The following is a 25,404-nucleotide window of genomic DNA, read 5'->3' on the forward strand; positions in this document are numbered from 1 at the left end:
ACCCGTCCGGCTCGCGACGACCGCTTTTAGTCGATGGCGCAGACAGGAGTGGTATGAGCGACGAGCAGGATCGGGACGACGATCCGTCGCGGGATGCGGATCCGGACGACGAGCCGGCACGATACGCGGATCCGGCGGAGAACCCCTACGTGCGGGAGCCGCCGATCGAGTTCACGGACGTCGCCGAACTCGACGCGGCGACGGCCCGGGAACAGGCCGAACGCCTCCGCGCGGCGATCCGCGAACACGACTACCGGTACTACGTCGAGGCGTATCCGATCGTCTCGGACGCGGCCTACGACGCGCTCTTCGACCGGCTCGTGGCGCTCGAGGAGGCGTTCGACCTCCCGACCGAGGACTCGCCGACCCGGCGCGTGGGCGGGGAACCGGTCGCGGAGCTCGAGGCGGTCGAGCATACCGCGCCGATGCTCTCCATCGACCAGACGACCGATCCCGACGACGTTCGCGAGTTCGACGATCGCGTTCGGCGGGAGCTCGCGGAGTCGGAGGTCACCGTCGCCGGCGATGCCATCGAGTACGTCTGTGAGCCGAAGTTCGACGGCCTCTCCGTCGAGGTCGTCTACGAGAACGGCGAGTACGTTCGCGCGGCGACCCGGGGCGACGGAACGACCGGCGACGACGTGACCGAGCAGGTGGCGACGATCCGCGCCGTTCCGGGCCGGCTCCGCGGAGCGCCCGACGACGTGCCCGACATCCTCGCCGTCCGCGGAGAGGTCTACATCCCGCGGGACGCGTTCCAGGAGCTCAATCGCGAACGACAGGAGCGCGGCGAGGAGCCGTTCGCGAACCCCCGCAACGCCGCGGCCGGAACGCTGCGCCAGCTCGATCCGACCGTCGTCGCCGACCGGCCGCTCAGCGTCTTCTTCTTCGACGTTCTCGAGTGGACCGGGGCCACACCGGGGGATGACTCCGGCGGAGGAGGCCCCCGCGAACGGCCGGCGACTCACTGGGGGGAACTCGACGCGCTCGAGGGGTTCGGGCTGCGGCGGAACGACCGAACCGAGCTGGTGACGGACATTGAGGACGCGATCGACTACCGCGACCGGACCGCCGAAGTCCGCGACGAGCTCGCCTACGAGATCGACGGGATCGTGATCAAGGTGAACGATCTGGCGGCGTGTGAGACGCTCGGAACCACGTCCCGGTCGTACCGATGGGCGTTCGCCTACAAGTTCCCGCCGCGGACGGAGACGACGACGGTCGAGGAGATCGTCGTCCAGGTCGGGCGGACGGGACGGTTGACGCCGGTCGCCCTCCTCGATCCGGTCGACGTCGGCGGCGTCACGGTCTCGCGGGCGACCCTGCACAACCCCGCCGAGATCGAAACGTTGAACGTGAACGTCGGGGACCGCGTTCGGGTGTACCGCGCCGGCGACGTCATCCCGTACATCCCGGCAGTCGTCGAGAAGCGGAGTGAGGGAGCCTACGAGTTCCCGGAGGCGTGTCCCGTCTGTGACTCCCCCGTCGAGCGCGACGGGCCGCTTGCGTACTGTACCGGCGGGCTCGGCTGTCCGGCCCAGCTCGAGCGCGCGATCGAACACTGGGCGCGCCGCGACGCGCTCGACGTCGAGGGGCTCGGCCCGGAGACGGTCGAACAGCTCCGCGCGGCGGGCCTCGTGGAGTCGCTGCCGGATCTCTACCGGCTCGATCGTGAGGACCTCGCGGCACTCGACGGCTGGGGCGAGACGAGCGCGGAGAACCTCCTCGCGGAGCTCGAGGCGAGCCGGAACCCGCCGCTGCCCGAGTTCCTGGCCGCCCTCGGGATCCCGGACGTGGGCGCCGCGACGGCCCGGAACCTGGCGGCACACTTCGGCACGCTCGACGCGCTTCTGGCGGCGTCGGAGGCGGACCTCCAAGCCGTCGAGGACGTCGGGGAGACCGTCGCTGCGGAGATCCACGAGTTCCTCGACGGCGAGCGGAACCGCGAGACGATCGCCGAGCTCCGCGAGCTCGGGGTCGATCCGCAGCCCTACGAGACGGGGGCCGAGTCCGGCGGCGGGGAGTTCGAGGGATTGACCTTCGTGTTCACGGGCGCGCTATCGGTCCCGCGAAGCGAGGCGCAAGCGGTCGTCGAGCGCCACGGCGGCAACGCGACCGGGAGCGTCTCCGGCAACACGGACTACCTCGTGGTCGGCGAGGATCCCGGGCGGAGCAAGCGGCGGGACGCCGAGGAGCACAGCGTCGAGACGATCGACGAGGCGGCCTTCGCGAGTCTCCTTGCCGACCACGGGATCGAGTGGCCGCCGGAATCGTGACGAACGGAACCCCGGCGACCGCCGGAGTCGTGATGACCGACCGAACGGGCGGTGGCGAACCGACCCCCGCAAGCGCGTCGAACACCCACAACCATTTATCCGAACGGGCGGAACCGGGGCGTATGACAGCCATCGAGCTCTCCGGGGTGACCAAGCGGTTCGGGGAGTTGACCGCCGTCAACGATCTCGATCTGACCGTCGAGGAGGGCGACGTGTTCGGCTTCCTCGGGCCGAACGGCGCCGGGAAATCGACGACGATCAACGTGTTGTTGGACTTCGTCCGGCCGACGTCGGGGACGGTCCGTGTGCTCGGCCACGACGCCCAGGCCGACAGCGTCGCGGTGCGGGAGCAGACGGGAGTTCTCCCCGAGGGGTTCGACGTCTACGACCGGCTGACGGGGAAACAGCACGTCACGTTCGCGATCGAGTCAAAGGGGGCGTACGAGGACCCCGACGCGATTCTCGAGCGAGTGGGGCTCGCCGGCGACGGCGACCGCAAAGCGGGCGGCTACTCGAAGGGGATGCGCCAACGGCTGGCGCTCGGGATGGCGCTCGTCGGCGACCCCGATCTCCTCATCCTCGATGAACCGTCATCGGGGCTCGATCCGGCCGGTGCCAAGGAGATGCGCGAGATCGTCCGCGAGGAGGCCGAAGACGGGACGACCGTCTTCTTCTCCTCGCACGTGCTCGGACAGGTCGAGGCGGTCTGTGACCGCGTCGGCATCCTTCGCGACGGCCGGCTCGTCGCCGAGGACTCGATCGACGGGCTCCGGGAGGCGGTCGGGAGCGACGAGACGCTGATCGTCACCGTCGACGCGGCGACCGAGGACGACCTCGAGGCGGTTCGGGCCATCGACGGCGTCGCCAGCGCGGAGACGGACGGCGGCACCGTCCGCGTGAGCTGTGACAGCGGCGTGAAGACGGACGTGATCGGCGCCCTCGAGGAAGCCGGCGTGACGGTCCAGGACTTCACGACTCAGGAGGCCTCCCTCGAGGACCTCTTCATCGCCTACACGGAAGGGGAGGTGGCCGAATGAGCTATCGGGCAGTCGCGCGCAAGGACTTCCAGGACGCGGTCCGGTCCCGCTGGATATGGGTGCTGTCGGCGCTGTTCATCGTGGCCTTCGCCGGTCCGGCCCTGCTGCGGTTCACGCTGGGGATCGGGCTCGGCGACACCAACGAGGCGACCGGGATCACGGTGTTGTTCATCCAGATTATGAAGGAGGGAACCGCGATACTCGTGCCGATCATCGCGATCGTGGTCGGGTACGCGTCGATCACGCGGGAACGGGAAAGCGGGACGTTGAAGCTCCTGCTGTCGCTTCCCCACTCCCGTGGCGACGTCGTCCTCGGAAAGGTACTCGGTCGCTCCGCCGTCGTCGCGTTGCCGATCGCGATCGGATTCCTCGTCGCCGGGCTCGTGTTGATCCCGGCCGCCAGCTTGGAGGCCGTGAGCCGATTCGTCGCGTTCGCGCTGTTGACGGTCGTGCTCGGGGTCGTCTTCGTCGGGCTGGCCGTCGGGATCTCGGCGGCCTCCGAAACCGACCGACAGGCGATGGTCGGGTCGGTCGGCCTGTTCCTGCTCACCAGCCTCTTTTGGGGGACTGCGTCGAGCCGGATCGCCTCAGCGCTCAACGAGTACGCCGGCGTGAGTGTCCAACAGCAGTACCTCGTCGAGCTCGGGCTCAAGGTCGTCAACCCGGTTGCGGCGTACAAAACGCTAATCGACTCTCTCTATATGACCCAATTCGATGCACGTGTCGGGTTGTTCCAGTTTTTCTTGATCCCGAATCAAGATGCCATCGCGGCGCTCGGCAACGAGCTGCCGGTCGTCTTCACCGATCCGGTGATCGCCGCGCTGCTCGTGCTGTGGTTCGTCGTGCCGGTGTACGTCGGGATGACGGTCTTCGAGCGCGTCGATCTCTAGCTGGACCGGTCTTCCGGATCGGCCCTCCGAACGATCACTCGGATCGGTTCTGACACCGCGTTTCCGGGCCGTCGACGTCGATCGAACCGGCAACCGATCGACCGGGTGACGTCGATCGAACCGGCACGAAAGCCCTATTTCGGCCGGGAACAATCACTCGACAGTGCCGACGTTCCGTTACCCGTGTCCCGGCTGTCGCACCACGAACAGCCTCCACGAGGTCGACTGCGAGTTCGAGGGTGTCGACTGGCCGCGGATCGAGCGGGCCTACACCGATCTGTTGGCGGTGCTCACCCGGGAGCCGGACGGGATCGCGGAATCCGAGCTGCGGGCCGCGATCCCCGACGACTGGTCCGGCCTCCACGCGGCCGCGCTCGGGTTGTTGGAGCGTGAACAGCGTGTGGTCCGCGATGGAGGCGATGACGGACCCCTCCGGCTGTTGACCGCCGCGGAGTTCAAAGAGCGCGTCTCCGAGCCGACGCGGGAGCCGATGCGGACGATCTACGAACGCGGGTCGGTGCCGGGGTGTCACGACAACGCGGTCTTCGCGATGATCGCGTGGTACGAGATGGTCGGCCTCTCCTGGAGCGAGACGAAAGAACACGTGATCGACTGGCTGGAGACCTCCGGCGCGTGGGATCGGGGCGGCTTCGAGGAGTCGTCGCCGACGGAGCTCGTCGAGAGCAAGCGTCACGTCTACGACGCCGGGTACGGCTGGAAGGAGAAGGCGCAGGCCGCAAAACGCGTGATCGAACGGCACGGATGAAGCGCGAGGGGTCAACAGCGTGGACCGGGAAGGGACCACGACCGCGACACCTTTAGCACGCCGCCGTTCCTCGCCAGGGTATGGTCGGGATCACGACGCTCCCGTGGCCGGCGATCGGGTCGCTGGCCGCCGGAGTCGGCAGCCTCGCGCTGATCCGATACGTGCTCGACCACCGCGGAACGCCCGGGGCGAATTGGTTCATCGCGGTGTTGATCGCCCAGGCCGTCTGGTGTCTCGGCTACGGAGTCGGTCTGCTGGTCGCCGCACCGCGGGCACGGCTGGCCTTCGAGATGGCCGTCTGGATCGGAATCGTCTGGACCGGCCTTACCTTTCTGGCCTTCGCGCTCGAGTACACCGGTCGCGGGAACGTCGTTCACGGACCGGGCTACGGCGCGTTCGCCGTCTTCGGGATCGTGACCACGGCGGTGACCGTGACGAACCCGCTTCACGGCGCGATGTGGTCCGGCTTCGATCTCGATCCGGTCCTGGGTGTCGCGACGGTCTCGTACACGATCGGCGCGTGGGGGTATCTGACGCTGGGCGTTGCGACGCTGTCGGTCGTCGTGGCCGTGGTCCTGCTCGTGGACACGCTGTTGAGCTACGGACCGCTGTATCGGCGGGAGGCGGCCGCCGTCGCGTTGAGTTCGATCCCGCCGGGATTCGCCCTGCTGGCGTGGGCGTTCGAGGTCGGCCCGGTTCCACAGTTCAATCCGGCGCCGGTGATGTTTCTTCCGCACGTCGCGCTCGACGCGTACGCGTTCGGCCGGGCCGACCTCTTCGAGCGGAACCCGACGACGATCCGGGCGGCCGATCGGACCGCGATCGACGACCTGTCCGACCCGATCGTCATCCTCGATCTCGACGATCGGATCGTCCGGCTGAACGAGGCCGCAACGGCGGTCTTCGGCGAGGACGGAGCGTCACCGGTGGATGCGGGATTCTCCGCCGTCGTTGGAGTCGGTGCGGATCTCGACGCCGCGGCGGCGGACGACGGGACGCCGATCGATCCGATCGAACGCCGCGTCGACGGCCGGGATCGGACGTTCGCGGTGTCGGTCTCGCAGCTCCGTGATCCCGCTGCGACACACGTCGGATACACGGTGGTGTTCACGGACATCACGGAGCAGGAGCGGCGCCGGCAGCAGCTGGAGGTACTCAACCGGATCCTGCGACACAACATCCGGAACGACGCCGGAGTGGTTCACGGCTACGCGGAGTTGCTCGTCGAACGAGTCGACGCGGAGGACCGTCGGATGGCCGACGCGATCGAGAGACGCGCCGGCGCCCTGGCGGCGCTCGGCGAGAAGGCCCGCACCGTCGAGACGCTGATCGACGGTGAGCCGTCGCGACGGCTCTCGGTGGCTGCCCTCGTTCGATCGGTCGTCGCGGACGTCCGGGATCACGATCGACTCGACGCGTCGACCGCGGCGATCACCGTGGTCGTCCGGAGTGGTGAACTCGGCGACCCCGGCGACGGCGCCGAGGACGACGGGATCGACGGGGAGTTCCGGGAGGCAACCCTGACTGCGGCGGTGCGAAACCTCCTGGAGAACGCGATCCGCCATCACGACGGGGGCGGGAGCGAGCGACCGGACGGAAGCCCGTGGATCCAGGTCACCGTCGAACGCGACGGCGACGACGTCGTGATAACGGTCGTGGACGACGGACCGGGCATTCCCGATCACGAGCTCGAGGCGATCGCCGCCGGACGGGAGACGGCGCTCGAACACGGGTCCGGACTCGGGCTGTGGATCGTCCACTGGGCAACCGACGCGCTCGGGGGCACGGTCACCTACACGGACCGATCGCCGCGCGGGACGCGCGCGGAGCTTCGGCTACCGAACGGGGAGCGGCAGGGTGAGACGAAGGAGAAAACGGGGAGCTGAACCGGATGCCGGCGTCCGGAGACGGCCCGGATTGAGGCGATCGAGGAGGGCCCCGAACCGCGCTACTCGCTCTGGATCCGCGGAGCGAGCATGAACGTCACGTTGCCCATTCCTTCGGCGAAGGAGTAGTGGAGCTTGACCGGGAACTCCTCGCCGAGTTCGACGATCACCTCGGCGTCCTTGGGGATGGCCTTGTTCATGTCCTTCAGGTAGTCGAGCGAGAACAGCGAGTCGGCGGGGCCAGCCGTGAGATCGATGAGGTCGTCGCGCTCCAGGTTCAGGTCGACGTCGTCGGTGTCGCCCTCGGCCTCGATCGAGAAGGCCTCGGCGGCCTCGTCGATGCGGAGCCGAATGTGGTCCGAAACCATATCCGCGGCGGTGATGCCCCGGTCGATCTGGGCGCCCTCCAGAACGATCTCCGCGGGGAGATCGAGCTCGGGGATGTCGGGTTCCTGGCGGATGGAGTCCGGATCGATGAGCGCGAGGGTGTAGGAGAGCCCGTCGATCTCGATGTGGAGCTTGCGCGTCTCCTCGTCGAGTTCGAGGTGGATGAGATCGCCCGAGTTGGCCATTCCGGCGATGTCCTGCAAGCGTGCGAGATTGACGCCGATGACGCCGCCGTCGGCCTCGTAGGACTCGAAGGCGGCGGCTTCAAGCGAGAGGTCGACCATACCGACGTTCGCGGGATCGACGGCGCGAATGGCGAGTTCCTCCTCGTTCAGATGGATCTTGCACTCGTCGACCAACACGCTCACCGAATCGAGCGCGTCCTGGAGCGTCGACGCACTCACGATGGCCTTGAACATATACGAACCGATACGGCGCAATCCCCTAAAAAGACCCGCGATCCGGTAGAGCGTCTTTTCGCACGCGACGCGTGCGCCCGCTGTGAAGGCTCGAATCCGGACGAACCATCGAACGAATTCGCACGAACCGCCGACGGCGATCGTCGCAATGGATCGTGATGATTGATCGGCACCCTCAATCGTCGCCGGAAACCGGCGTCGACGTCGCGGTCCCGTCGGAGTCGGCGGTACCGGCCGGGTCGGCGGGGCCGGAAGCCCGCGTGGTCCGCGGGACGTCGATCCCGCCAAGCACCATCGCGAACAGCACGAGCGGCGAGAGGAACCCGAACAGGTAGAAGGGCGCGTACTCGAGGGTCGGGACGTCGGTCACGGTGGCCATGTACACGCCGCCGGCGTGCCACGGCAACAGCGCGCCGGTCGGCGTCCCCGCCGCCTCGAGGGCTCGCGAGAGCTGGTCGCTGTCGAGGTCGAACTCGGCGTAGAGGTTTCGTAGCGTGACGCCGGGAAGGACGATGCTCATGTACTGCTGTGCGGTGAGGGCGTTGATGGCGATCGCCGAGAGCCCGGTGCCGGCGACCAGACTGCCGGAGCTCCGGACGGCGCCCGTGAGCCCGTGTGCGAGGACGGCGAGGATCCCCGTCCGCTCGAGGACGCCGCCCAGCGACAGCGCCGCGACGACCACGCTGATCGTCCACGCGGATCCGGTGATCCCGCCCGCGGCGAGGAGGTCGTTCACCAGGGTGCTGCCCGTCTCCGGGGCCGTCCCGTACAGGAAGACGTCCCAGGCGGCCACGAAGCCGGTTCCCTGCACCGCGATCGTGGTCGCCACGCCGGCGAAGACGCCCGCAACGAGCGACGGCAGGGCCGGGTAGCCGCGCAGTGCGAGCCCGAAGGTGACCGCAAGCGGGAGGAAAACGAGCGGCGAGAGGTCGTAGGTGCCCGTCAGCGCCTCCAGGATCTCGGCGAGCCGGTCGGCGGGGATCGTCCCCGCGGCCTGGAGCCCGAGGATGCCGAACGCGACGATCGCGATCCCGAAGGCGACGAGCGTCCCGAACCGCATCCGGCGAATGTGGGTGTAGAGGTCGGTGTTCGTCACGCCGGCGGCGAGATTGGTGGTGTCCGACAGCGGCGACTGCTTGTCGCCGGCGTACGCGCCGGACAGCACCGCGCCGACCGTCATCGGGGCTGGCACGCCGAGACCGGCGCCGATCCCGACGAAGGCGACGCCGAGGGTTCCGACCGTGGTCCAGGAGGATCCGATCGAGAAGGCGACGACCGCCGCGAGCAGGGCGGCGACCGGCAGGAAGACCGTCGGCGTGAGAACCGACAGCCCGTAGTACATCAGTCCGGGGATCGTTCCGGACGCGACCCAGGTCGCGATGAGCGCGTAGATCGTGAAGAGGATCAAAAGCGCCTGAATACCCATCAACAGGCCGTTCGAGACGCCCTCGAAGAGGTCCTCCCACTCGTAGCCGAGCCACCGGCCGAGGGCGGCGACGAAGACGATGCTCCACAGCAGGGGTGCGTGGGGATCGAGGCCGAGGACGGCCGATCCAACCCCGAGGAACGCGACGACCGCGAGGACCGGGACGAGCGCGATCCGGAAGGACGGCCGCCTGTCCGTCGGGAGGTCCTCGTAGGTCGTCGGGGTGAACGATGATGCCATCTACGCCGATATATACACTCTGTGCATTAAAACTGATTGTATTATTCATATAGAACATACACAGTGGTAGCATCCACCACGAACCCGGCGACGTCGTTCGGGGAGCCAGAACCGTTTTCCGTCCGTATCGCGACCGGTGCTCACGACGATGACCGGAGATCGATCGGGGGGACGATCCGGAAACGGGGATCGGGGCAGCGATCGGAACGACCCGTCCGAGATCGAAACCGGCACACGTGGGACCCGCGACCGGCGAGCGACGGCCGTCGATCGACGAACGATGACCGTCGGCCGGCGAACGATGCTTGCCGCGATCGCCGGCGCGGGAGCGGCCGGGCTCGCCGGCTGTAGCGCGCTCGAACGCGGTGAGGACGCCACGACGACGCCGATCCCGGCTGGCGAGGACCGCGCCAGCGAACTCGCCGAACGGTTCGCGCCGCAGTTATACTTCGACACCTTCGAACGCTGGTTCCCGACCGATCCGCGACCGTATGCGAGCGAGGAAGACGGAACCACGGTCGTCGACGGGTTCGACGCCCTCGAGGGGTATCACGGGCAATACGACGACTCGGGCGAGCCGCCGAATCCCACGGTGTTCTACACCGTCCGGGAATACGACGGCTCACCGCTCGCGGTCGTTCAGTTCTGGTACTACGCCGCCTTCGACCAGTTTACGACGAACTTTCACTGGCACGACTGGGAGGTCCTCCAGGTCTTCGTCGACACGGAGACCGGGGAGCCGCAACTACACGTCGCAAGCTCCCATTCACGGGCCGTTCCGAACAACGAGTTTCTCGATCCGGATCCCGACCGGACCCCGCGGATCCTCTCCGAACTCGGGTCACACTCGAGCGCCCTCTCGGTCAACGACGTGCCGGATCGGTTCCAGCGCGTCGCCGCCGACGGGCTGTTGGCCGACATCACGAACACGGCGATCGAGGGGATCGAGGACCTCGCTGAGATCCCGCTGGCGTACGGCCTCCCCCGGGACGAGGGGTCACGGCTCCCGTACGTGGTGCCCGAGATCGACGGCAGTCCGGTGTATGATCACGAGGACCTGCCGTCGGTCACTCGGGAGTCGCTGATCGACGATGCCCTCACGATCCGGTCGTTCGAGGCCATCGAGGAGCCGCCGACCGATCTTCCGGTGCGTGAAACCGGGCTCGTCTTCGGGTACGCCGGGCGGACGGGTGGATCGGTTGAGGCGGCCGAATCGGACGGGATGGAGGTATCGGACGGGACCGATGAACCGGACGAAACGACTGACTCAACCGGGGGCGGTGACGATGCGGCGGCGATCGACGTGGCGTACGATCTCGTCCCGATCGCCGAGATCGAACACATCGACGACTTCGTCGGCCCGCAGTTGAGCTTCGAGTTCGCCGTTCCGGTGGCGATCGAGGACGCGATCGCGGGACACATCTCGACGACCGGAACCCCCTGGAGCCAGCCGCGGTACGAGAACCCCGCGGCGGACATCACGGTTCCGTTCCATCGACAGGCGTTGGCCGACCGATACGACGCGATCGGCGATGCGGCGCCGATCAACACCGTGTTGACGCGCGTGACGAGCGCGGTCACCGACGATGACGCACCCGAAGACGAGGGCGTCACGACCACCGAGTCGGGGGTCGAATCGGTCGCGCTGCTCGAGAGCGATCCCGTGGCCGTCCCGACGTTCGCCGGCGTCGCGGCGGTCCAGGACGTCCCGGAGGGGGACCACCAGTTGACCGTCAACGGAGCGGGGACGGCACCCCACAGCGAACGGGTGACCGTCGAGGGCAGCGGGGCGACGGTGACCGCGGGTGCCGAGGGCGAGGTGCCGCTCGTCGCCCGTGACCGAGCGAAACGGGTTTCGATCACCGACGAGGCCGCCGACGTGGACCTGTCGGGAGTCGCGATCGAGGACGATTTCGGCGGACGCCTGTACGACACCGCCGTCGATGGGTCCGACGCGGTCTACGTTCACGACGGCGGCGCGTACACGATCGAGTTCCGCGACGCGGACGACGCCGTGGGTGCCGACCGGGTCAACCCGGATCCGGCCGTTTCCGCCGAGATCCGGATCGATCGTCCCGAGACGGGAACCGCGTCACTCGCGTCCTTCGTGGGCGACATCGCCGCGGAAACCCACTCGGAGATCGCCGCGATCGAGAGCGGTTCGGGGACCACGGACGGGAACGACGGCGCCGATCGTGATGGCGACATCGGTGATGATGGCGACACTGACGATGACGACGATGACGCCCCGGAGGGGAGCGAGAACGCCGTCGTCGGGCTGTCCCGTGCGCTTGCGGCGATCGCGGAGAACGCGCGGGCGGCAGCCGAAGAGTCACGAGGCGGGAACCGGACCGCCGCAAACCGGCGGCTCGAGGCGGCTGCCGACCGCCTTCAGCGCGCACGCGACCGGCTCGAGGCGGCCGGCGGAAGCGTCCCTGCCCCGCTTTCGCGCGCAACGAGCCGGCGACTCGATCAGGCGTCACGCCGGGTCGAACAGGCCACGAACTCGGAGAAGCCGTGACCCGCTCGAACGGGGGAACAGCTGAACCGCCGTCCGAGCTGTCCCATCCGAACAGGCCCGTCGGAGCTGGTCCGTCCGATCAGGCTCGTTCGATCTCGACGTGCCACTCGTCGTCGGCGACGCGGGTGGTCTCATAGCGGAAGCCGCGACGCTCGAGCACGTCGTAGAGCGGTTCGGGCTCGAAGCCGTTCACGAGCGTCAGCCGGTCGTCCGGGCCGAGGTCGGTGAGAGCGTCGTTGATCCGTTCGAAGGGCGGGTCGTCCGACTCACGGACGTCGAGACGGGCCGTGGTCGCGCTCATCGACTCACTCCAGTTTGGGGAACTCCGCGCGATACTCGTCGGGCGCCGCCTCGGTGAGCTGATACCCCTCCTCGTCGAACGCCTCCACCTCGGCCGCCATCTCGTAGAACAGCGGCTTCGGCTCGTGGTCGTTGACGATCGTCAAAGTGTCGCCGGGATCCATCGCTTCGAACTCGTCGTGGATCGTCTCGTGGCGGTTGACCGGCGGGATGTCTCGAACATCGAGTGTTGGCATACGGTCGATGATCGGCGGTCCGCCGCCGTCCGTCTTCCGACGAACATATTCGACCGGGGGATCGCCGAGCGGGAGGTCGCCGAACGGCGTCGACAGGAACGACGCCACGGAGTCGGCCGGACGGCGGACGAACGAATCGACCGTGGGATCCTACGAAAGCTCGTCGGCCAGCTCGGCATAGGAATCGACGACGAGCCCGGGGTCGTGTCCGAGCCGGGTCGGCGGGACGTCGAACCGATTCACGAGGACCGTCTCCATGCCCGCCGCCGAGGCGCCGGCGACGTCGAAGGTGTGGGTCGCGACCATCGTACACTCCTCGAGCGGACGGTCGACGCGGCCCTCGATCGTCCGGTAGGCGTCGGGATGCGGCTTGTAGACGCCGACCTCGTCGACGCTCGCGATCCCGTCGATGTACTCGTCGAAGCCGGTGTTCCCGGCTAGCGTCCGGAGCATCTCGGGGGTGCCGTCAGAAAGGATGTAGAGGTCGTGGCCCGCCTCACGGAGACGCCCGAAATGGGACAGGTCCTCGTAGGGTTCGAGATGTTCGTAGGCGGCCAGCAACGTCTCGACGGTCTCATCGGTCGGGCCGACGCCGTAATACTCCAGCGCGTATCGCAGCGACCGAACGGTGAGCTCCCGCCAGTCCTCGTAGGCGTCCATCAGGGAGACCTCCATCGAGTACCCGATCTGGTGGTCGACCCACAGCCGCGAGAGGTCGGCGGCCAGGTCGGTCGGGAGTCCGGTGACCGCCGCGATCTCGTCGACGATCGAGTGCTGGTTGTGGGTCGACCCGTACACGTCGAAACAGAGTACCTCGGACATCGCCGGGTGAACGGACGGAGGTGCCAAAAATCCGAGGGTGGCCGAGGCGATACCGCCGTCGCTGAACCATCCGATTCGATCCGCACTCGACGAGTCATCCGATTTAAGCCCGTGCTCGGCCGATCACGGGTCGATGACCGAACGAGGACCGGACGCGGATCGAAGTGAGAACGGGGCGGATCGTGGTGAGAATCGCGGGGACGGGACGGACCGAGACGCGGTCGACGCGCTCGCCTGGGAGACCGGCGGGACACGGATCGACTACACGTGTCCGGGCTTCGACGTGCGCGCCGACGACGTTCGGTTCCCGGATGGGACCACGGACGAGTACCACTACGTCGACGAGTCGCCGGCGGTCGTGGTTCTCCCGTTCACGTCGGCCGGGGACGTCGTCGTGATCGACGAGTGGCGACAGGCGGTCGATCGGGTCAATCACGGGCTGCCGGCCGGGACGGTCGAGCCCGATGACGCGGACGGTCCCAAGGCGGCTGGGACGAACGACCTCGAGACGGCAGCGGCACGCGAACTCGCCGAGGAGACCGGGTATGCGGCACAGGGTGGCTTCGAGCACCTGATCACCGTCGAGCCAACCAACGGGATCGCCGACTCCGTCCATCACCACTTCATCGCGCGTGATTGCGAGCCGACCGCCGAACGGAACCTCGACCACAACGAGTCGATCGCGGTCGACGTCGTGGACTACGACGACCTCCTCGCGGCCGTCGTCGACGGAGACTGCCGGGACGGACGAACGGTGACCGCCGTCCTCCAGTACGAATTGACGCGGCGGTGAGCCGGCAGCGGGTGGGAACGATCCCGGGGCCGGCGGAAGGTGGGGACGATCCCGGAGTCGGTTCCGGAGTGCCAACCGTTTTGCGGATCGGTCGCATATCGTCGGTATGTCGATGAACGTGGTTCGCCGCTCCCCGCTCTCGACCGTCATCGCGGTCGTGAGCGCGATCGGATTGGGCGCCGGCGGCCTCCTCCTCGGGTTCCTGTTGACGTTTCTCGGCGGCGGCATTCTGATAATCGGGTTCGGCGTCGAGATCGGCGCGTCACTCGGGCTGGTTCTCAGCCTCGTCTTCGTCCAGGGGGTCGGCTGTGCGGGCGTCGCGCTGGCGTACGCACACCTCCGCCCCGAGATCCAACCGGTCGTTCGTGACCTGCTCGGGATGGCACCGGACGCGAGTCGCTTTTCGATCGGCGTCTGGGTCCCGACCCTCCGTGACGTGCTCGTCGTGATCGGCGGGTATGTGCTCGCGTTCGGTGGCGCCCTCGCCGGCGCGTTCGCCCTCTCGGCCTACCAGGTGGCGACCGGGACGGAGATCGACACCGGAACGAACCAGGCCGCCGAGGTCGGGATGTCGAACCCCGAGACCCTCCTCCTGCTCATCCCCGCCTCGATCCTGCTCATCGGCCCGGGCGAGGAGCTGCTGTTCCGCGGCGTCGTCCAGGGGCGCCTTCGGGAGGTCTTCCACCCCGTCGTGGCGATCCTGCTTGCGAGCACCGTCTTCGCCGCGCTTCACTGGTTCGCGCTCACCGGCGGGTCGGCGACCGGAAACCTCGTCAGCGTCGCGATCCTCGTCGTTCCGAGCCTCGTCTTCGGCACCAGCTACGAGTACACGGGCAACATCGTGGTGCCGTCGCTCATCCACGGCGTCTACAACGCGACCCTGTTCACGCTGCTGTACGTCACGATCGCCTACAGCGACGCGCTGCCGGCGATCGTGGCCGGATGACCGGCGTATCCGGTGTGACCGGCGTGTCCGTGACCGCCGCCGTCACTCCCGCCGCTGTACCTCGTGACGTCCGAACCCGTATCGAAGCCGGTTCGCGAGCCGGCGGGAGAAACGACCCTCGTTCCGGGAGTCGAACCGCTCGGCCAACGCGTCGTAGATGAGCGGGACGGGGACCTCCTGTTCGAGCGCCTCCTGAACCGTCCAGGTACCGGTCGACCCGCCGGCGACGTGGTCGGCGACGTCGCCCAGATCCGACCCCTCCTCACGGAACGCCTTCTCACAGAGTTCGAGGAGCCACGACCGGATCACGGCCCCGTTGTTCCAGGTCCGGGCGACCGACTCCATGTCCAGGTCGAAGCGCCCCTCGTGGAGCAGCTCGAACCCCTCGCCGTACGCCTGCATCAGCGCGTACTCGACGCCGTTGTGGACCATCTTCACGTAGTGGCCGGCTCCGGACTCGCCCATCCGGTCGTGGCCGTCGGGTCCCGTCGCGACGGCGTCAAGGACGGGCGTCATCGCCTCGTAGGCCCACTCGGGGCCGCCGACCATCAGGGAGAACCCGGCCTCGGCGCTCGCGGGACCGCCGGAGGTCCCGCAGTCGAGGTAGGCCGCGTCGGTCGCCTCGGCGCGCCGCAGCGAGGCCTCGAAGTGGGAGTTGCCGCCGTCGACCACGACGTCGTCGGCGTCGAGGTGGGGCTCGAGGTCATCGAGGGTGGCGTCGACCGCCTCGCCGGCGGGCACCATCAGCCAGATCCGCTTGCCGTCGTCGCGTTGGTCCTCGCCGTCCGCAGCGAGTCGGTCACACAGGTCCGCGACCGAGTCGGCCGGGTCCGCGCCGGCCTCGGCCGCAGCGGCGGTCGCCTCCGCCGAAAGGTCGAAGGCCACCACGTCGTGGCCCGCCTCGAGGCTTCGGTCGACGACGATCCGTCCCATCCGGCCCAAGCCGATGACGCCCAGTTGCATACGCGTCGGATCGCGAAGCCGGGCCCTAGTGGTTGCGATCGACGGCGGAGAACGAAGGGGTGAGCCGAAGCCGTGGGGAACCGGCGGACGAAACCGCCGGCGAGCGGGTCGACAAGCAGCGATGGCGGGGTGCCGCCGTCCTCAGATGTCCCGCCGCTGGTACCGGTTGCGCAACAGGATCGCGGTCGCGTTGAGGAGGATCATCGTCGCGAGCAGGACGACGACGCCGGCGGCGACCACGCCGTAGCGGAACTCCGGCTGCGGCCGGGCTCGCCAGTTGTAGATCTGCATCGGCATCGCGCTCACGCTGTCGAAGAGCGTGGTGGGGACGCTGAAGACGCTCGTGGCGGCGCCGATCATGATGAGCGGCGCGGTCTCGCCGATGGCGCGGCCGAGCGCGAGGATCGTCCCGGTGAGGATCCCGGGCAGCGCCTGCGGGAGCGTGACGTTCCGGAGCGTCTGCCACTCGCTTGCACCCATCCCGCGGCTCGCCTGCCGGTAGGAGTCGGGGACGGCACGCAGCGCCTCCTGGGAGGAGACGATGACGATCGGCAACACGAGCAGGCCGACGGTCAGCCCGCCGACGAGGACGATCCCGCTCTCGAGGCCGACCCCGCGGACGAAGACGGCCAGGCCCAACAGCCCGTAGACGACCGAGGGAACGCCCGCGAGGTTGGCGATGTTGATCTGGACGAGCTGGGTGATCCGGTTATCGGGGGCGTACTCCTCCAGATAGACCGCCGCGCCGACCCCGATCGGGAAGACGGCGAAGACCATCACGACCAGGATGAGCAGCGACCCGACGATCGGGGCGAGGAACCCGGCCTCGGACGGGGTCCGTGAGGGGAGGTTCGTGAGGAACTGCCAGTCGACCCAGGAGCCGTACTCGGGGTCGAGGATCGAGAAGGCGTCGAGCGCCACGTACGCGAGGAGGATGAACACCATCGCGATCCCCGACAGCGCGGCAAGCAGGAGCGCGATCGCGAACGCCTTGTCACGGAGGGCGCGGTAGAGCGGTCCCCACCCGCTTCGGGCGAAGGGGTTGGCCCCCGCGTCGGGGTCGGGTCCGTCCGCGGAGGGTCCCTCGTCGGCGGCCTCCGACGTCGTCTCGACGCTCATCGGTATTCCTCCCGGAGTCGGTCACGGATGACCTCCGCGCCGATGTTCAGGCTGAACGTGAACACGAACAGTACGAGCCCGAGGGCGAACATCGAGTAGTAGGCGGGCGTGCCGCCGCCGCCCTCGGCGTGGGCGACGTTGACCATCGCCGCCGTGATCGTCTCGCTCGACTGAAGCAGGTTCTGGTCGATGTTCAGGATGCTCAACATCCGCGGGGTCTGGCCGGCCGCGACGGTGACCGCCATCGTTTCGCCGATCGCCCGCGAGAGCGCGAGCACGAACGAGGAGAAGATGCCGGAGATGGCCGCGGGAACGACGACGCGGACCGAGGTGTCGAACTTCGTCGACCCAAGCCCGTAGGCGGCCTGTCGAAGATCGTCGGGAACCGCCGAGAGCGCGTCCTCGGAGATCGACGAGACCATCGGGATGATCATCACGCCGACCACGATCGACGCGGACAGCGCGTTGAACGTGTCCACCGGCAGCCCGACCCACGCGAGGAACGGCGTGATGTAGACGAGCGCGAAGTAGCCGTAGACGATCGTCGGAATCCCGGCCAGGATCTCGAGGGCGGGCTTCAGCACCGACCTGACCTGCTCCGAGGCGAACTCGGAGAGGTACAACGCGGCCGCCAGTCCGGTCGGGAGCGCGATGACCGCCGAGACCACGGTGATCAGGATCGTCCCGCTCAACAGCGGCAGGACGCCGAACTTGTACTCGCCGTCGCCGGTGAGCTGCGTCGGCTTCCACTCGGTGCCGGTGAGGAAGTCGACGACCGGAACCTGTGCGAAGAACGTCGTCGCGTCCCGAAGCAGGGTGAAGATGATCCCAACGGTGATGAGAACCGTCAGAACCGCACACGCGAGGAACACACCCTTGACGATGCGGCCGACTCGACGTTCTCGGTCCGACCGGTCGCCGATCGCGGTGCTTGCGGTCATCGGATCACTCGTTCACGGCGTCGTCGATCTTCGAGAGGTTGGTCTGTATCTCCTCGTCACTCATCGGGACATACCCGATATCGTCGGCGACGATCGACTGATCGCCGGTCATCTCGATCGCGAACCGCACGAACGGTTCGAGCGCCGGGTTCTCGGTCAAGCGGTTCCCGTTGACGTACCAGAAGATCGGCCGCGAGAGGGGATACTCGCCGGTCGAAGCGCCCTCGAGGCTCGGCGACGTACAGCCGTTCCCACCGTCGACGTCGAGCGCTTTCACCTGATCCTGGTTGTTCGTGTAGTAGGAGAAGGGGAGATACCCGTGAGCGTACTGACTGCCTGCAACGCTTGAGGCGATGATGTCGTCCCGCTCGGTGCCCTCGAAGTCGTCGCGGATCTGCCGGAACTTGCCGATGACGTCCTCGGTCCAGTAGTCGAAGGTCCCGCTCGTGGTGGCGGGACCGTAGAGCTCGAAGGGTTCATCGGGCCAGTCCGAGTTCACGTCCGACCAGAGTTCGTTCTCGGCGTCGGGGTCCCAGATCTGCCCGAGTTCCTCGATGGTCATACAGTCGACCCAGTCGGCCTCGTTGTTGACGATCGCGGTCAGCGCGTCGCCCGCACACTGGATCTCGATCGGTTCGAACCCGTTCTCCCGGCACCGCTCGACCTCCTCCTCAAGGATGGGCCGCGATGAGCCGTTGATGTCGCTGTCGCCGGGAATGAAGAACTGCTCGAAGCCCCCGGTCGATCCGTCCGAGGAGACGGAGATATTCACGCCATCGGTCTCCTGCTGGTACTCCTCAGCGACCGCCTCCGAAAGCGGGAAGACCGTGCTGCTGCCGGTAATGCGAACCTCCCGTTCGTCACCGCCGCCGAGGCAGCCGGCGAGGCCGAACGTCGCCGCCGCGCCCGCCGTCGTAAGAAATCGACGCCGTGTTCCGAGATTCGTTCGATCGCCGCGGGTGGACACGTCCATCACCCGATGCAAGTCGGGACGGAGGGATGAACGCTACTATTAGCGGTATCTATTCGACATATGTATATATAGAAATATATAGGAGAGAGAATTAGTATATATCTGGGCAGATCTAGGCGTAGTCGTCGTAGGTGGGACGACCCGCCTCGGGCGGGAACTCCGCGACCGGAGCAGTGGTCTGGTCGCCGCTTGCCATCTCCTTGATCGTCACCTCGTCGTTGGCGAGGTCTTGTTCGCCGACGATGACGGTCGTCTCGGCGTTGATCGAATCGGCATACCCCAGTTGGCCGCCGAAGCCGCGGTCGGCGAGGTCGGCCTCGACGACGTGGCCGAGCGCGCGCAGATCGCGTGCGATCCGAGCGGCCTCCGCGCGGGTGTCGCCGACCGAGAGCACGTAGTAATCGGTTTCGAGCGTCTCGTCGGGCCAGACGCCGGCCCGTTGGCAGAGCAGCTTGAGGGTCGCGTGTCCGGGGGCGACCCCGACGGCGGGGGTGGGCTGGCCGCCGAAGCTCTCGATGAGGTCGTCGTAGCGGCCGCCGCCGAAGACCGACCGGGAGACCTCGCCGGTCGAGTCGAAACACTCGAAGACGACGCCGGTGTAGTAGTCGAGCCCGCGGGCGGTCGTCAACGAGACGTCGCAGTACTCGCCGGCGCCGAAGTCGTCGGCGGCCGCCAGGACCGCCCGGAGGTTCTCGACGGCAGCCTCGACGTCCTCGCCGCCGGCCTCGGCGACCGCGTCCAGGTCGTCGACGCCGTCGACGCCGACGATGAGGTCGTCGAACTCGCGGGCGGTCGTCCGGTCCAGGCCGGCCTCCTCGAGCAGCGTCAGGTACTCGGCCTCGTCGATCTTCGCGCGCTTGTCGACCGCGCGGATCGCGTCGGCGGTGTCGACCGCGTCGGGGTCGGCGGCCAGCGCCCGCACCAGTCCGCCGAGGACGTCCCGGTGGGAGACCCGGAACTCGAAGTCGTCGCCGGTCAGCCCGAGGGACGTGAGCGCGTCCGCCGCGACGGCGAGGACCTCGGCGTCCGCCTCCGGTTCCGCCGACCCGAAGACGTCGATGTTGGTCTGATAGAACTCCCGGAATCGGCCCTGCTGGACCTGTTCGTAGCGCCAGAACGGACGCGTGGAGACCCACTTGATCGGCTTCGAGAGCTCCTGGCCCTTCGCGACGACCATCCGCGCGACCGTCGGGGTGAGTTCGGGCGTCAACGCGACGTCGCGGCCGCCCTGGTCGGTGAAGGAGTAGAGCTCCTCGACGATCCCCTCGCCGGATTTGTCCGTATACATTTGGGTGCGCTCGAGCGCCGGCGTGGCGACCTCTCGGAAGCCGTAGCGCTTCGCGGCGGCCTCGATCGTGTCGGTCACCTCGCGGCGAGCCGACTGCTCGCCGGGGTAGAAGTCACGAAAACCCTTGAGTTGGTCGTACATACGCCGCGGTTCGGCCAGCGGGCGCTTGAAACCATCCCTTCGGGCCCGCGTCGGACCGGTGGGTGTGGGGGAGTGAACCGTCCGCGCGGCTCACCCGGTTCGACCGCGGACGTAGGTCTGTTCGTGGTCCGGGAAGACCTCCGCGACCGCGGTCTCGCCGCGCGTCTCCGCGAGGAGGGCGCGAAGCTCGTCCTCGTAGTCGGCCTTGGAGATCTCCTCGCTGGGGCCGGTTTCGATGTCGAAGGCCTCCTCGACGAGTCGGTCGACCGCGTGGCGTCCGAACCCCGACAGCGGTGCCAGATAGTCGACGTCGTGGCGGTCCTCGAGGCTTTGCGCCTGTGCCCGCGAGACCGTCGGGACGCGGTCGTCCCGCCGGGTTCCGTCGGCGATCGCGTCGACGTCGAGGGCGGCGATCGTCTCGAGGGCGTGTTCGTGGACGTGCTGAATGCCGTTTCGTGGGTAGCCGTCCTCGTACATCCGGGCGACCGCCTCCCGGGCGACCGCCTCCTCGAGGGCGACCCGCTCGAACGGGAATCCCAGCACCTCGGCCGCCCGCTCCGCGTGTTTCCAGTCGTCGGTGATCCCAAAGCTACCGGTGACACAGCGGACGTCGTAGAAGCGGTCGAGCAGCAGCGCCGCAAGCGAGGAGTCCTTCCCGCCGCTGTACAGGAGGGCCAGTTCCATTTCAGCGTCGGCGGATGTCGAAGCTCTTCTGGTCGGGCTGGAGCTCGCGCAGGAGCTCCTTCATCTGGTCCTCGTCGATCCGCCCCTGCACGCGGCCGCTCTGGGCCAGCGCCGCCACCTGTTTTTTGACCTGCGCGGCGAAGTCGGGTTTCGACATCTCGACCGCGTTGAGCCGCTGGCGCGCGCCGTCGGTGAGGTGCTGTTTGAGCACGGCCTCCTGTTGAGCCTCCGCCTGCTGGCGAGCCGCCTCCTGAGTCTCCTCGTTCCCGCCGCCCTGGGCACGATCCTGGAGTTCCTGCCGTTTCTGTTCGCGGAGTTCCTCGATCCGTTCGTCATCTGGGCTACCGCTCATACGGGTCCCTTGTGGCTACTCGCGAAAAACGATTTCGGAGGTGCCAGCCGACATCGACGATCGAACGCCGGTCGTACTGGAACCGGTCGTACCGCGGCCGATCGTACCGTGGCCGATCCCGCGACGTCACCCGGAGAAGAGGCTCGAGTGAACCGGTGCGTGTGACGTCCCCGACCCGTCGGTCACCGGCTCGTCCGACTCGGCGGCGTCGACGATCGATTTGCCGTCGATTCCCGACCGGAGGAAGTCCCGAACCGGCGGCCCGACGCTTTCGGGTTCGACGAGGAAGGCGTCGTGGCCGTGGTCGGAGTCGACGATGTGGTGAGCGACCGGGACGTCGGCGTCGCCGAACGCGTCGGCAAGGGCGACCGACTGGTCGACCGTGAAGTGCCAGTCATCGGTGAACGACATCACGAGTGCCTCGCCGGTGAACGCCGCCAGCGCGTCCGCGTCGCTCGCGTAGCCGCCCGCGAGGTCGTACTCGTCCATCGCCCGGGTTAGATAGAGGTAGCTGTTCGCGTCGAACCGGTCCGCGAAGGACCCCGCGTTGTAATCCAGATACGACTCGACCTCGCGGTACGGGAAGAAGGCCGCCGTCGGGTTCTCGGGGACGTCAAGCCCCTCCCCACGCGTCAGGGAGTCACGGCCGGCCGAGCGCCGACCGAACTTCCGGTCCATCGAGGACTTCGAGAGGTACATCACGTGGCCGATCTGTCTGGCCAGCCCGAGGCCGGTGTCCGGACCGGGGCGGTCGCCGTAGTAGTCGCCGCCGTTCCAGTCGGGGTCCGACCGGATGGCCCGCCGGGCGATCGCGTCCAGCGCGAGACACTGCGGGTCGAGGCGGGCCGCGGTCGCGATGGCGACGAGATGGTCGGCGTCGTCGGGATACCGTTTGCCCCAGTCGAGGACGTTCATCCCGCCGACGCTCCCGCCCACGACCGCGTGCAGGCGCCCGACGCCGAGGTGGTCGAGCAGCCGGCGCTGGGCGCGGGTCCAGTCGCCCACCTGTACGGGCGGAAAGTCGAGCGCCCAGCGGTCGTGGTCGACCTCCCGATCGGGATCGACGTCGTCCGGGCGACGACTTGCGGGCCCGGAGCTACCGTAACACGACCCCGGAACGTTCGCGCAGACGACGTAGTACTCGGTGGTGTCGATCGCCTTGCCCGGTCCGACGACGTCGTCCCACCACGCGCGGGCTTGGCCCGCCTGGTTCGGCGGGTCTCCATCGGCACCGGCATCGATCTCGGCGTCAGCGTCGACCCCCTCATCAGCCGCCGCGTCACTCCCGACGGCATCCCCGGTGCCCGCGCCTCCGCTCGCGTCGGTATCCGGGATTTCGGGCGTCCGCGCGACGTTCTGGCTGCCGGTCAGCGCGTGGCAGACGAGGACCGCGTTTTCTCCGGTGAACTCGCCGTAGGTCTCGTAGGCGATCCGTAACTCGGGGATCGACCGGCCACACTCGAACGTGAACTCGCCGAGTGGGACGATCCCGCTGTCGTGTGGTGTCGTGGTCATCCGTGGAGTGTCGTCGTCATCAGTATGGTGTGAGTGGAACGTCGGTTCTGGCGACGTCGGGGGGAGCCGACGATCGGTCGTCGGTCCCGACCGTCACCGGTCGGTCTCGACCGGCGAGGCGTCGGTTCCCTCGCCGGCGTCGGAGCCGGCCGCGAGGCCGGCATCGAGATCGGCGAGGATGTCCGCGGGGTCCTCGAGGCCGACCGAGAGGCGCAGCATCTCCGGGAAGACGCCGGCCGACCGTTGGGCCTCGCGGTCCATCTGTGCATGCGTGGTCGAGGCGGGGTGGATGATTAACGATTTCGCGTCGCCGACGTTCGCGAGGAAGCTCGTCAGCTCGACCGACTCACACAGCGTCTTAGCCGCCTCGTAGCCGTCCGCGACGCCGAAGGTGACCATCCCGCCGTAGCCGTCGAGGTATGTCGAGGCGGCGTCGTGAGTCTCGTGGCCCTCGAGGCCGGGATATGCGACCCACTCGACGCGGTCGTCGTCCTGCAGGAACTCCGCGACCGTGTGGGCGTTCTCGCAGTGGCGGTCCATCCGCAGCGGAAGCGTCTCGATCCCCTGGATCGTCTGCCAGGCGTCGAAGGGGGACTGCTGGCCGCCGGTCGGCCGGACGCCACGCTGGCGGGCGACGTTCGCGAAGGCGGCGTCGCCGAACCGCTCGACGAAGTCGATCGGAAACGCGGGGCTTTGCCCGGAGAGCTCGTCGTAGTCGGCGTCCGGGTGGTCCCACGGGAACGTGCCGCCGTCGACGACCACGCCGCCGACGGTCGTGCCGTTGCCGGTGATCCACTTCGTGGTCGACTCCCAGACGATGTCCGCGCCGTGTTCGAACGGCCGGCACAGCGCCGGGGTCGCGAACGTGTTGTCGACGACCAGCGGCACGGCGTGGTCGTGAGCGATCTCGGCGAGCCGTTCGAAGTCCGGAGTCACGAGCGAGGGGTTGGCGACCGTTTCGACGTGGACGAACGCCGTGTCCTCGTCGATCGCCTCGGCGTAGTCGTCGTACTCGAGGGTGTCGACGAGCCGGGTCTCCACGCCGCGGCGGTCGAGGACCGTCGTGAAGTACGTGGACGTCCCGCCGTACATCTCCGCGGCGGCGACCACGTTATCGCCGGCGGACGCGAGCACGGTCGTGATCGCGTCGATCGCGGCCATCCCGGAGCCGGCCGCGACCGCGTCGCTGCCGCCCTCGAGGTCGGCGATCCGGTCCTCGAGCGCCGCGACGGTCGGGTTCGACAGCCGAGAGTAGATGTGGCCGTCGGCCCGGAGGGCGTACATCTCCGCCGTGGTGTCGGCGTCCTCGAAGACGTACGACGTCGTCTGATGGATCGGCGTCGCGCGCGAGCCGGTCGCCGGATCCGGATCGGTTCCGGCGTGGAGACTCCGGGTGTCGAACCCTCTGGACATGTACTATGTGCATATCGTTCGATGTATCTATAACCGTCAGTTACGGCAAGGTCTGCCGGACCCCGATCGTGGTGCCATACGACACGGGCATACAGCAGCCTGATCGAAACCGGCCGATAGAACTATGTAAATAAATCACATAGTCGACAATACCGACGGAGGACACGAGAGTCACTCCGAAGCGGGGATCGAGCCGGCTGATTCCGTGAGCATAGCAACGTGAGGATATCTACCAATGCAACGGGGGAATGATCACCAATGACAACACCGGATTCGATCGCAGAGGCCGCCGAGGCGTTACGACAGTTCGAACTTCGGGAGTACGAATCGAAGTGTTTCGTCGGCCTGTTGCAGCTCTCGACGGGGACCGCAAAGGAGATCAGCCAGATAACCGACGTCCCACGGACACGCGTCTACGACGCAGTCCGCGTGTTGGAAGCTCGTGAGCTGGTCACGATCCAACACTCGAGCCCCAAGCGGTTCCGAGCCGTTCCGCCCGAGGAGGCGATCCGCACGTTCCGTGAGCGGTACGAGCGGGAACTTGAACGGCTCGCGGCGTCGCTCGACCGAGTTGCGGACGTCGAGGAGATCCCGAATCTGCCGGACGTGTGGACGATGACCGGGGAAACCCGGATCGAAGACCGGATCCGGCGACTGATCGATGAGGCGATGAGCGAGGTCGTACTGGTGGTCGGCGACGGGGTGTTTCTCTCGGAGACGGTGGTCGAGGCACTTACGGACGTCCGCGACGGAGTCTCGCTGCTGATCGGCGGGACCGATGAGTCACTCCACCACCGGATCCGGAGTGAGGTCCCGAGGGCGGAGACGTTCGTGTCGGGGCTCGAGTGGCTGGCCGGCGGGTACGGCGGGGAACGATCCATCGGGCGGCTGTTGCTGATCGACCGGTCGGCGGCGCTCGTCAGCACCGTCGGGGCGGCGGCCGACGGCGAGCACGCGATGTTCGGCGCCGGGAGCGAGAACGGACTGGTGGTCGTCACCCGCCAGCTGCTGGCTCGGGACGGTCCGCTCACGCTCACCACCTGAACCGGAATACCGAGCGACGGTAGGAC

The 25,404-nt window shown here is 67.8% G+C and carries 23 protein-coding genes; 9 read left to right on the forward strand and 14 right to left on the reverse strand.

Translation table 11 applies throughout. The annotated features are described in order from the left end of the window. Positions 1-53 precede the first annotated feature (53 nt). The 5 genes from ligA to BLW38_RS08330 all read left to right on the forward strand — a co-directional run bounded on the left by ligA (position 54) and on the right by BLW38_RS08330 (position 6,855). Positions 54-2,276: an NAD-dependent DNA ligase LigA gene (gene ligA / locus BLW38_RS08310; protein WP_092816781.1), complete on the forward strand. Its 2,223-nt coding sequence runs from the start codon at positions 54-56 to the stop codon at positions 2,274-2,276. 122 nt (positions 2,277-2,398) lie between these two features. Next, entirely contained in the window at positions 2,399-3,313 is a 915-nt protein-coding gene (locus BLW38_RS08315; RefSeq protein WP_092816864.1) for an ABC transporter ATP-binding protein, read from the forward strand. Then, entirely contained in the window at positions 3,310-4,203 is an 894-nt protein-coding gene (locus BLW38_RS08320; protein ID WP_092816782.1) for an ABC transporter permease subunit, read from the forward strand. Before BLW38_RS08315 ends, BLW38_RS08320 begins: the two co-directional genes overlap by 4 nt. 163 nt (positions 4,204-4,366) lie before the next feature. Then, complete coding sequence (locus tag BLW38_RS08325; protein ID WP_092816783.1) at positions 4,367-4,969, forward strand: DUF7474 family protein; 603 nt, start codon at positions 4,367-4,369, stop codon at positions 4,967-4,969. An 80-nt stretch (positions 4,970-5,049) separates the two neighbouring features. Next, positions 5,050-6,855, forward strand: coding sequence for a sensor histidine kinase (locus tag BLW38_RS08330; protein WP_092816784.1), 1,806 nt, complete (start codon positions 5,050-5,052; stop codon positions 6,853-6,855). A 62-nt stretch (positions 6,856-6,917) separates the two neighbouring features. On the opposite strand, the gene BLW38_RS08335 is transcribed toward BLW38_RS08330, so the two are convergent. Further along, positions 6,918-7,661 (reverse strand): DNA polymerase sliding clamp, encoded by a 744-nt coding sequence (locus BLW38_RS08335; RefSeq protein ID WP_092816785.1) that lies wholly within the window; start codon positions 7,659-7,661, stop codon positions 6,918-6,920. Between the two features lie 175 nt (positions 7,662-7,836). After that, on the reverse strand, positions 7,837-9,327 hold the full coding sequence (arcD, locus tag BLW38_RS08340) for an arginine/ornithine antiporter ArcD (RefSeq protein WP_092816786.1): 1,491 nt from the start codon (positions 9,325-9,327) through the stop codon (positions 7,837-7,839). A gap of 280 nt (positions 9,328-9,607) precedes the next feature. Here arcD and BLW38_RS08345 point away from each other — a divergent pair, with 280 nt between their 5' ends. Then, positions 9,608-11,848 (forward strand): hypothetical protein, encoded by a 2,241-nt coding sequence (locus BLW38_RS08345; protein WP_092816865.1) that lies wholly within the window; start codon positions 9,608-9,610, stop codon positions 11,846-11,848. A gap of 79 nt (positions 11,849-11,927) precedes the next feature. On the opposite strand, the gene BLW38_RS08350 is transcribed toward BLW38_RS08345, so the two are convergent. The 3 genes from BLW38_RS08350 to BLW38_RS08360 form a co-directional block, all read right to left on the reverse strand. Further along, a complete protein-coding gene (locus BLW38_RS08350) occupies positions 11,928-12,149 on the reverse strand; it encodes a DUF2249 domain-containing protein (protein ID WP_092816787.1) in 222 nt (73 codons plus the stop codon). Between the two features lie 4 nt (positions 12,150-12,153). Continuing rightward, positions 12,154-12,384: a DUF2249 domain-containing protein gene (locus BLW38_RS08355; protein WP_092816866.1), complete on the reverse strand. Its 231-nt coding sequence runs from the start codon at positions 12,382-12,384 to the stop codon at positions 12,154-12,156. A 150-nt stretch (positions 12,385-12,534) separates the two neighbouring features. After that, complete coding sequence (locus BLW38_RS08360) at positions 12,535-13,206, reverse strand: haloacid dehalogenase type II (protein ID WP_092816788.1); 672 nt, start codon at positions 13,204-13,206, stop codon at positions 12,535-12,537. Between the two features lie 133 nt (positions 13,207-13,339). Here BLW38_RS08360 and BLW38_RS08365 point away from each other — a divergent pair, with 133 nt between their 5' ends. Both BLW38_RS08365 and BLW38_RS08370 read left to right on the forward strand, forming a co-directional pair. After that, positions 13,340-13,999 (forward strand): NUDIX hydrolase, encoded by a 660-nt coding sequence (locus tag BLW38_RS08365; protein WP_092816789.1) that lies wholly within the window; start codon positions 13,340-13,342, stop codon positions 13,997-13,999. A 106-nt stretch (positions 14,000-14,105) separates the two neighbouring features. Next, positions 14,106-14,945, forward strand: coding sequence for a CPBP family intramembrane glutamic endopeptidase (locus BLW38_RS08370; protein WP_394327077.1), 840 nt, complete (start codon positions 14,106-14,108; stop codon positions 14,943-14,945). Positions 14,946-14,987: 42 nt separating this feature from the next. Here the strand turns inward: BLW38_RS08370 and BLW38_RS08375 are convergent, their stop codons facing one another. From BLW38_RS08375 to BLW38_RS08415, 9 genes are all read right to left on the reverse strand, one after another. Continuing rightward, positions 14,988-15,908, reverse strand: coding sequence for a decarboxylating 6-phosphogluconate dehydrogenase (locus BLW38_RS08375; RefSeq protein ID WP_092816790.1), 921 nt, complete (start codon positions 15,906-15,908; stop codon positions 14,988-14,990). Positions 15,909-16,049: 141 nt separating this feature from the next. Beyond that, the gene (gene pstA, locus BLW38_RS08380; protein WP_092816791.1) at positions 16,050-17,027 is read right to left on the reverse strand and encodes a phosphate ABC transporter permease PstA; all 978 of its coding nucleotides are present in this window, start codon (positions 17,025-17,027) and stop codon (positions 16,050-16,052) included. Beyond that, positions 17,024-17,968 carry a phosphate ABC transporter permease subunit PstC gene (gene pstC, locus BLW38_RS08385; RefSeq protein WP_092816792.1) on the reverse strand — a complete coding sequence of 315 codons (945 nt, stop codon included), beginning with the start codon at positions 17,966-17,968 and terminating at the stop codon, positions 17,024-17,026. The genes pstA and pstC overlap by 4 nt, the downstream gene beginning before the upstream one ends. Positions 17,969-17,972: 4 nt before the next feature. After that, positions 17,973-18,941: a PstS family phosphate ABC transporter substrate-binding protein gene (locus BLW38_RS08390; protein WP_092816793.1), complete on the reverse strand. Its 969-nt coding sequence runs from the start codon at positions 18,939-18,941 to the stop codon at positions 17,973-17,975. Positions 18,942-19,053: 112 nt separating this feature from the next. Beyond that, positions 19,054-20,370 (reverse strand): histidine--tRNA ligase, encoded by a 1,317-nt coding sequence (hisS, locus tag BLW38_RS08395; RefSeq protein WP_092816794.1) that lies wholly within the window; start codon positions 20,368-20,370, stop codon positions 19,054-19,056. A 90-nt stretch (positions 20,371-20,460) separates the two neighbouring features. Continuing rightward, positions 20,461-21,054, reverse strand: a complete 594-nt coding sequence (locus BLW38_RS08400) for a DUF7411 family protein (protein WP_092816795.1) — start codon at positions 21,052-21,054, stop codon at positions 20,461-20,463. Between the two features lies 1 nt (position 21,055). Then, a complete protein-coding gene (locus tag BLW38_RS08405; RefSeq protein WP_092816796.1) occupies positions 21,056-21,406 on the reverse strand; it encodes a DNA-binding protein in 351 nt (116 codons plus the stop codon). A 126-nt stretch (positions 21,407-21,532) separates the two neighbouring features. Continuing rightward, positions 21,533-22,921, reverse strand: coding sequence for a homoserine O-acetyltransferase MetX (gene metX / locus BLW38_RS08410; RefSeq protein ID WP_092816797.1), 1,389 nt, complete (start codon positions 22,919-22,921; stop codon positions 21,533-21,535). Positions 22,922-23,014: 93 nt separating this feature from the next. Continuing rightward, positions 23,015-24,334, reverse strand: coding sequence for an O-acetylhomoserine aminocarboxypropyltransferase/cysteine synthase family protein (locus tag BLW38_RS08415; protein ID WP_092816798.1), 1,320 nt, complete (start codon positions 24,332-24,334; stop codon positions 23,015-23,017). Positions 24,335-24,592: 258 nt separating this feature from the next. Between BLW38_RS08415 and BLW38_RS08420 the strand changes: the two genes are divergently transcribed. Beyond that, positions 24,593-25,378, forward strand: a complete 786-nt coding sequence (locus BLW38_RS08420) for a TrmB family transcriptional regulator (protein WP_092816799.1) — start codon at positions 24,593-24,595, stop codon at positions 25,376-25,378. Positions 25,379-25,404 lie beyond the last annotated feature (26 nt).

Source organism: Halopenitus malekzadehii (genome assembly GCF_900108505.1).
Lineage (GTDB): Archaea > Halobacteriota > Halobacteria > Halobacteriales > Haloferacaceae > Halopenitus > Halopenitus malekzadehii.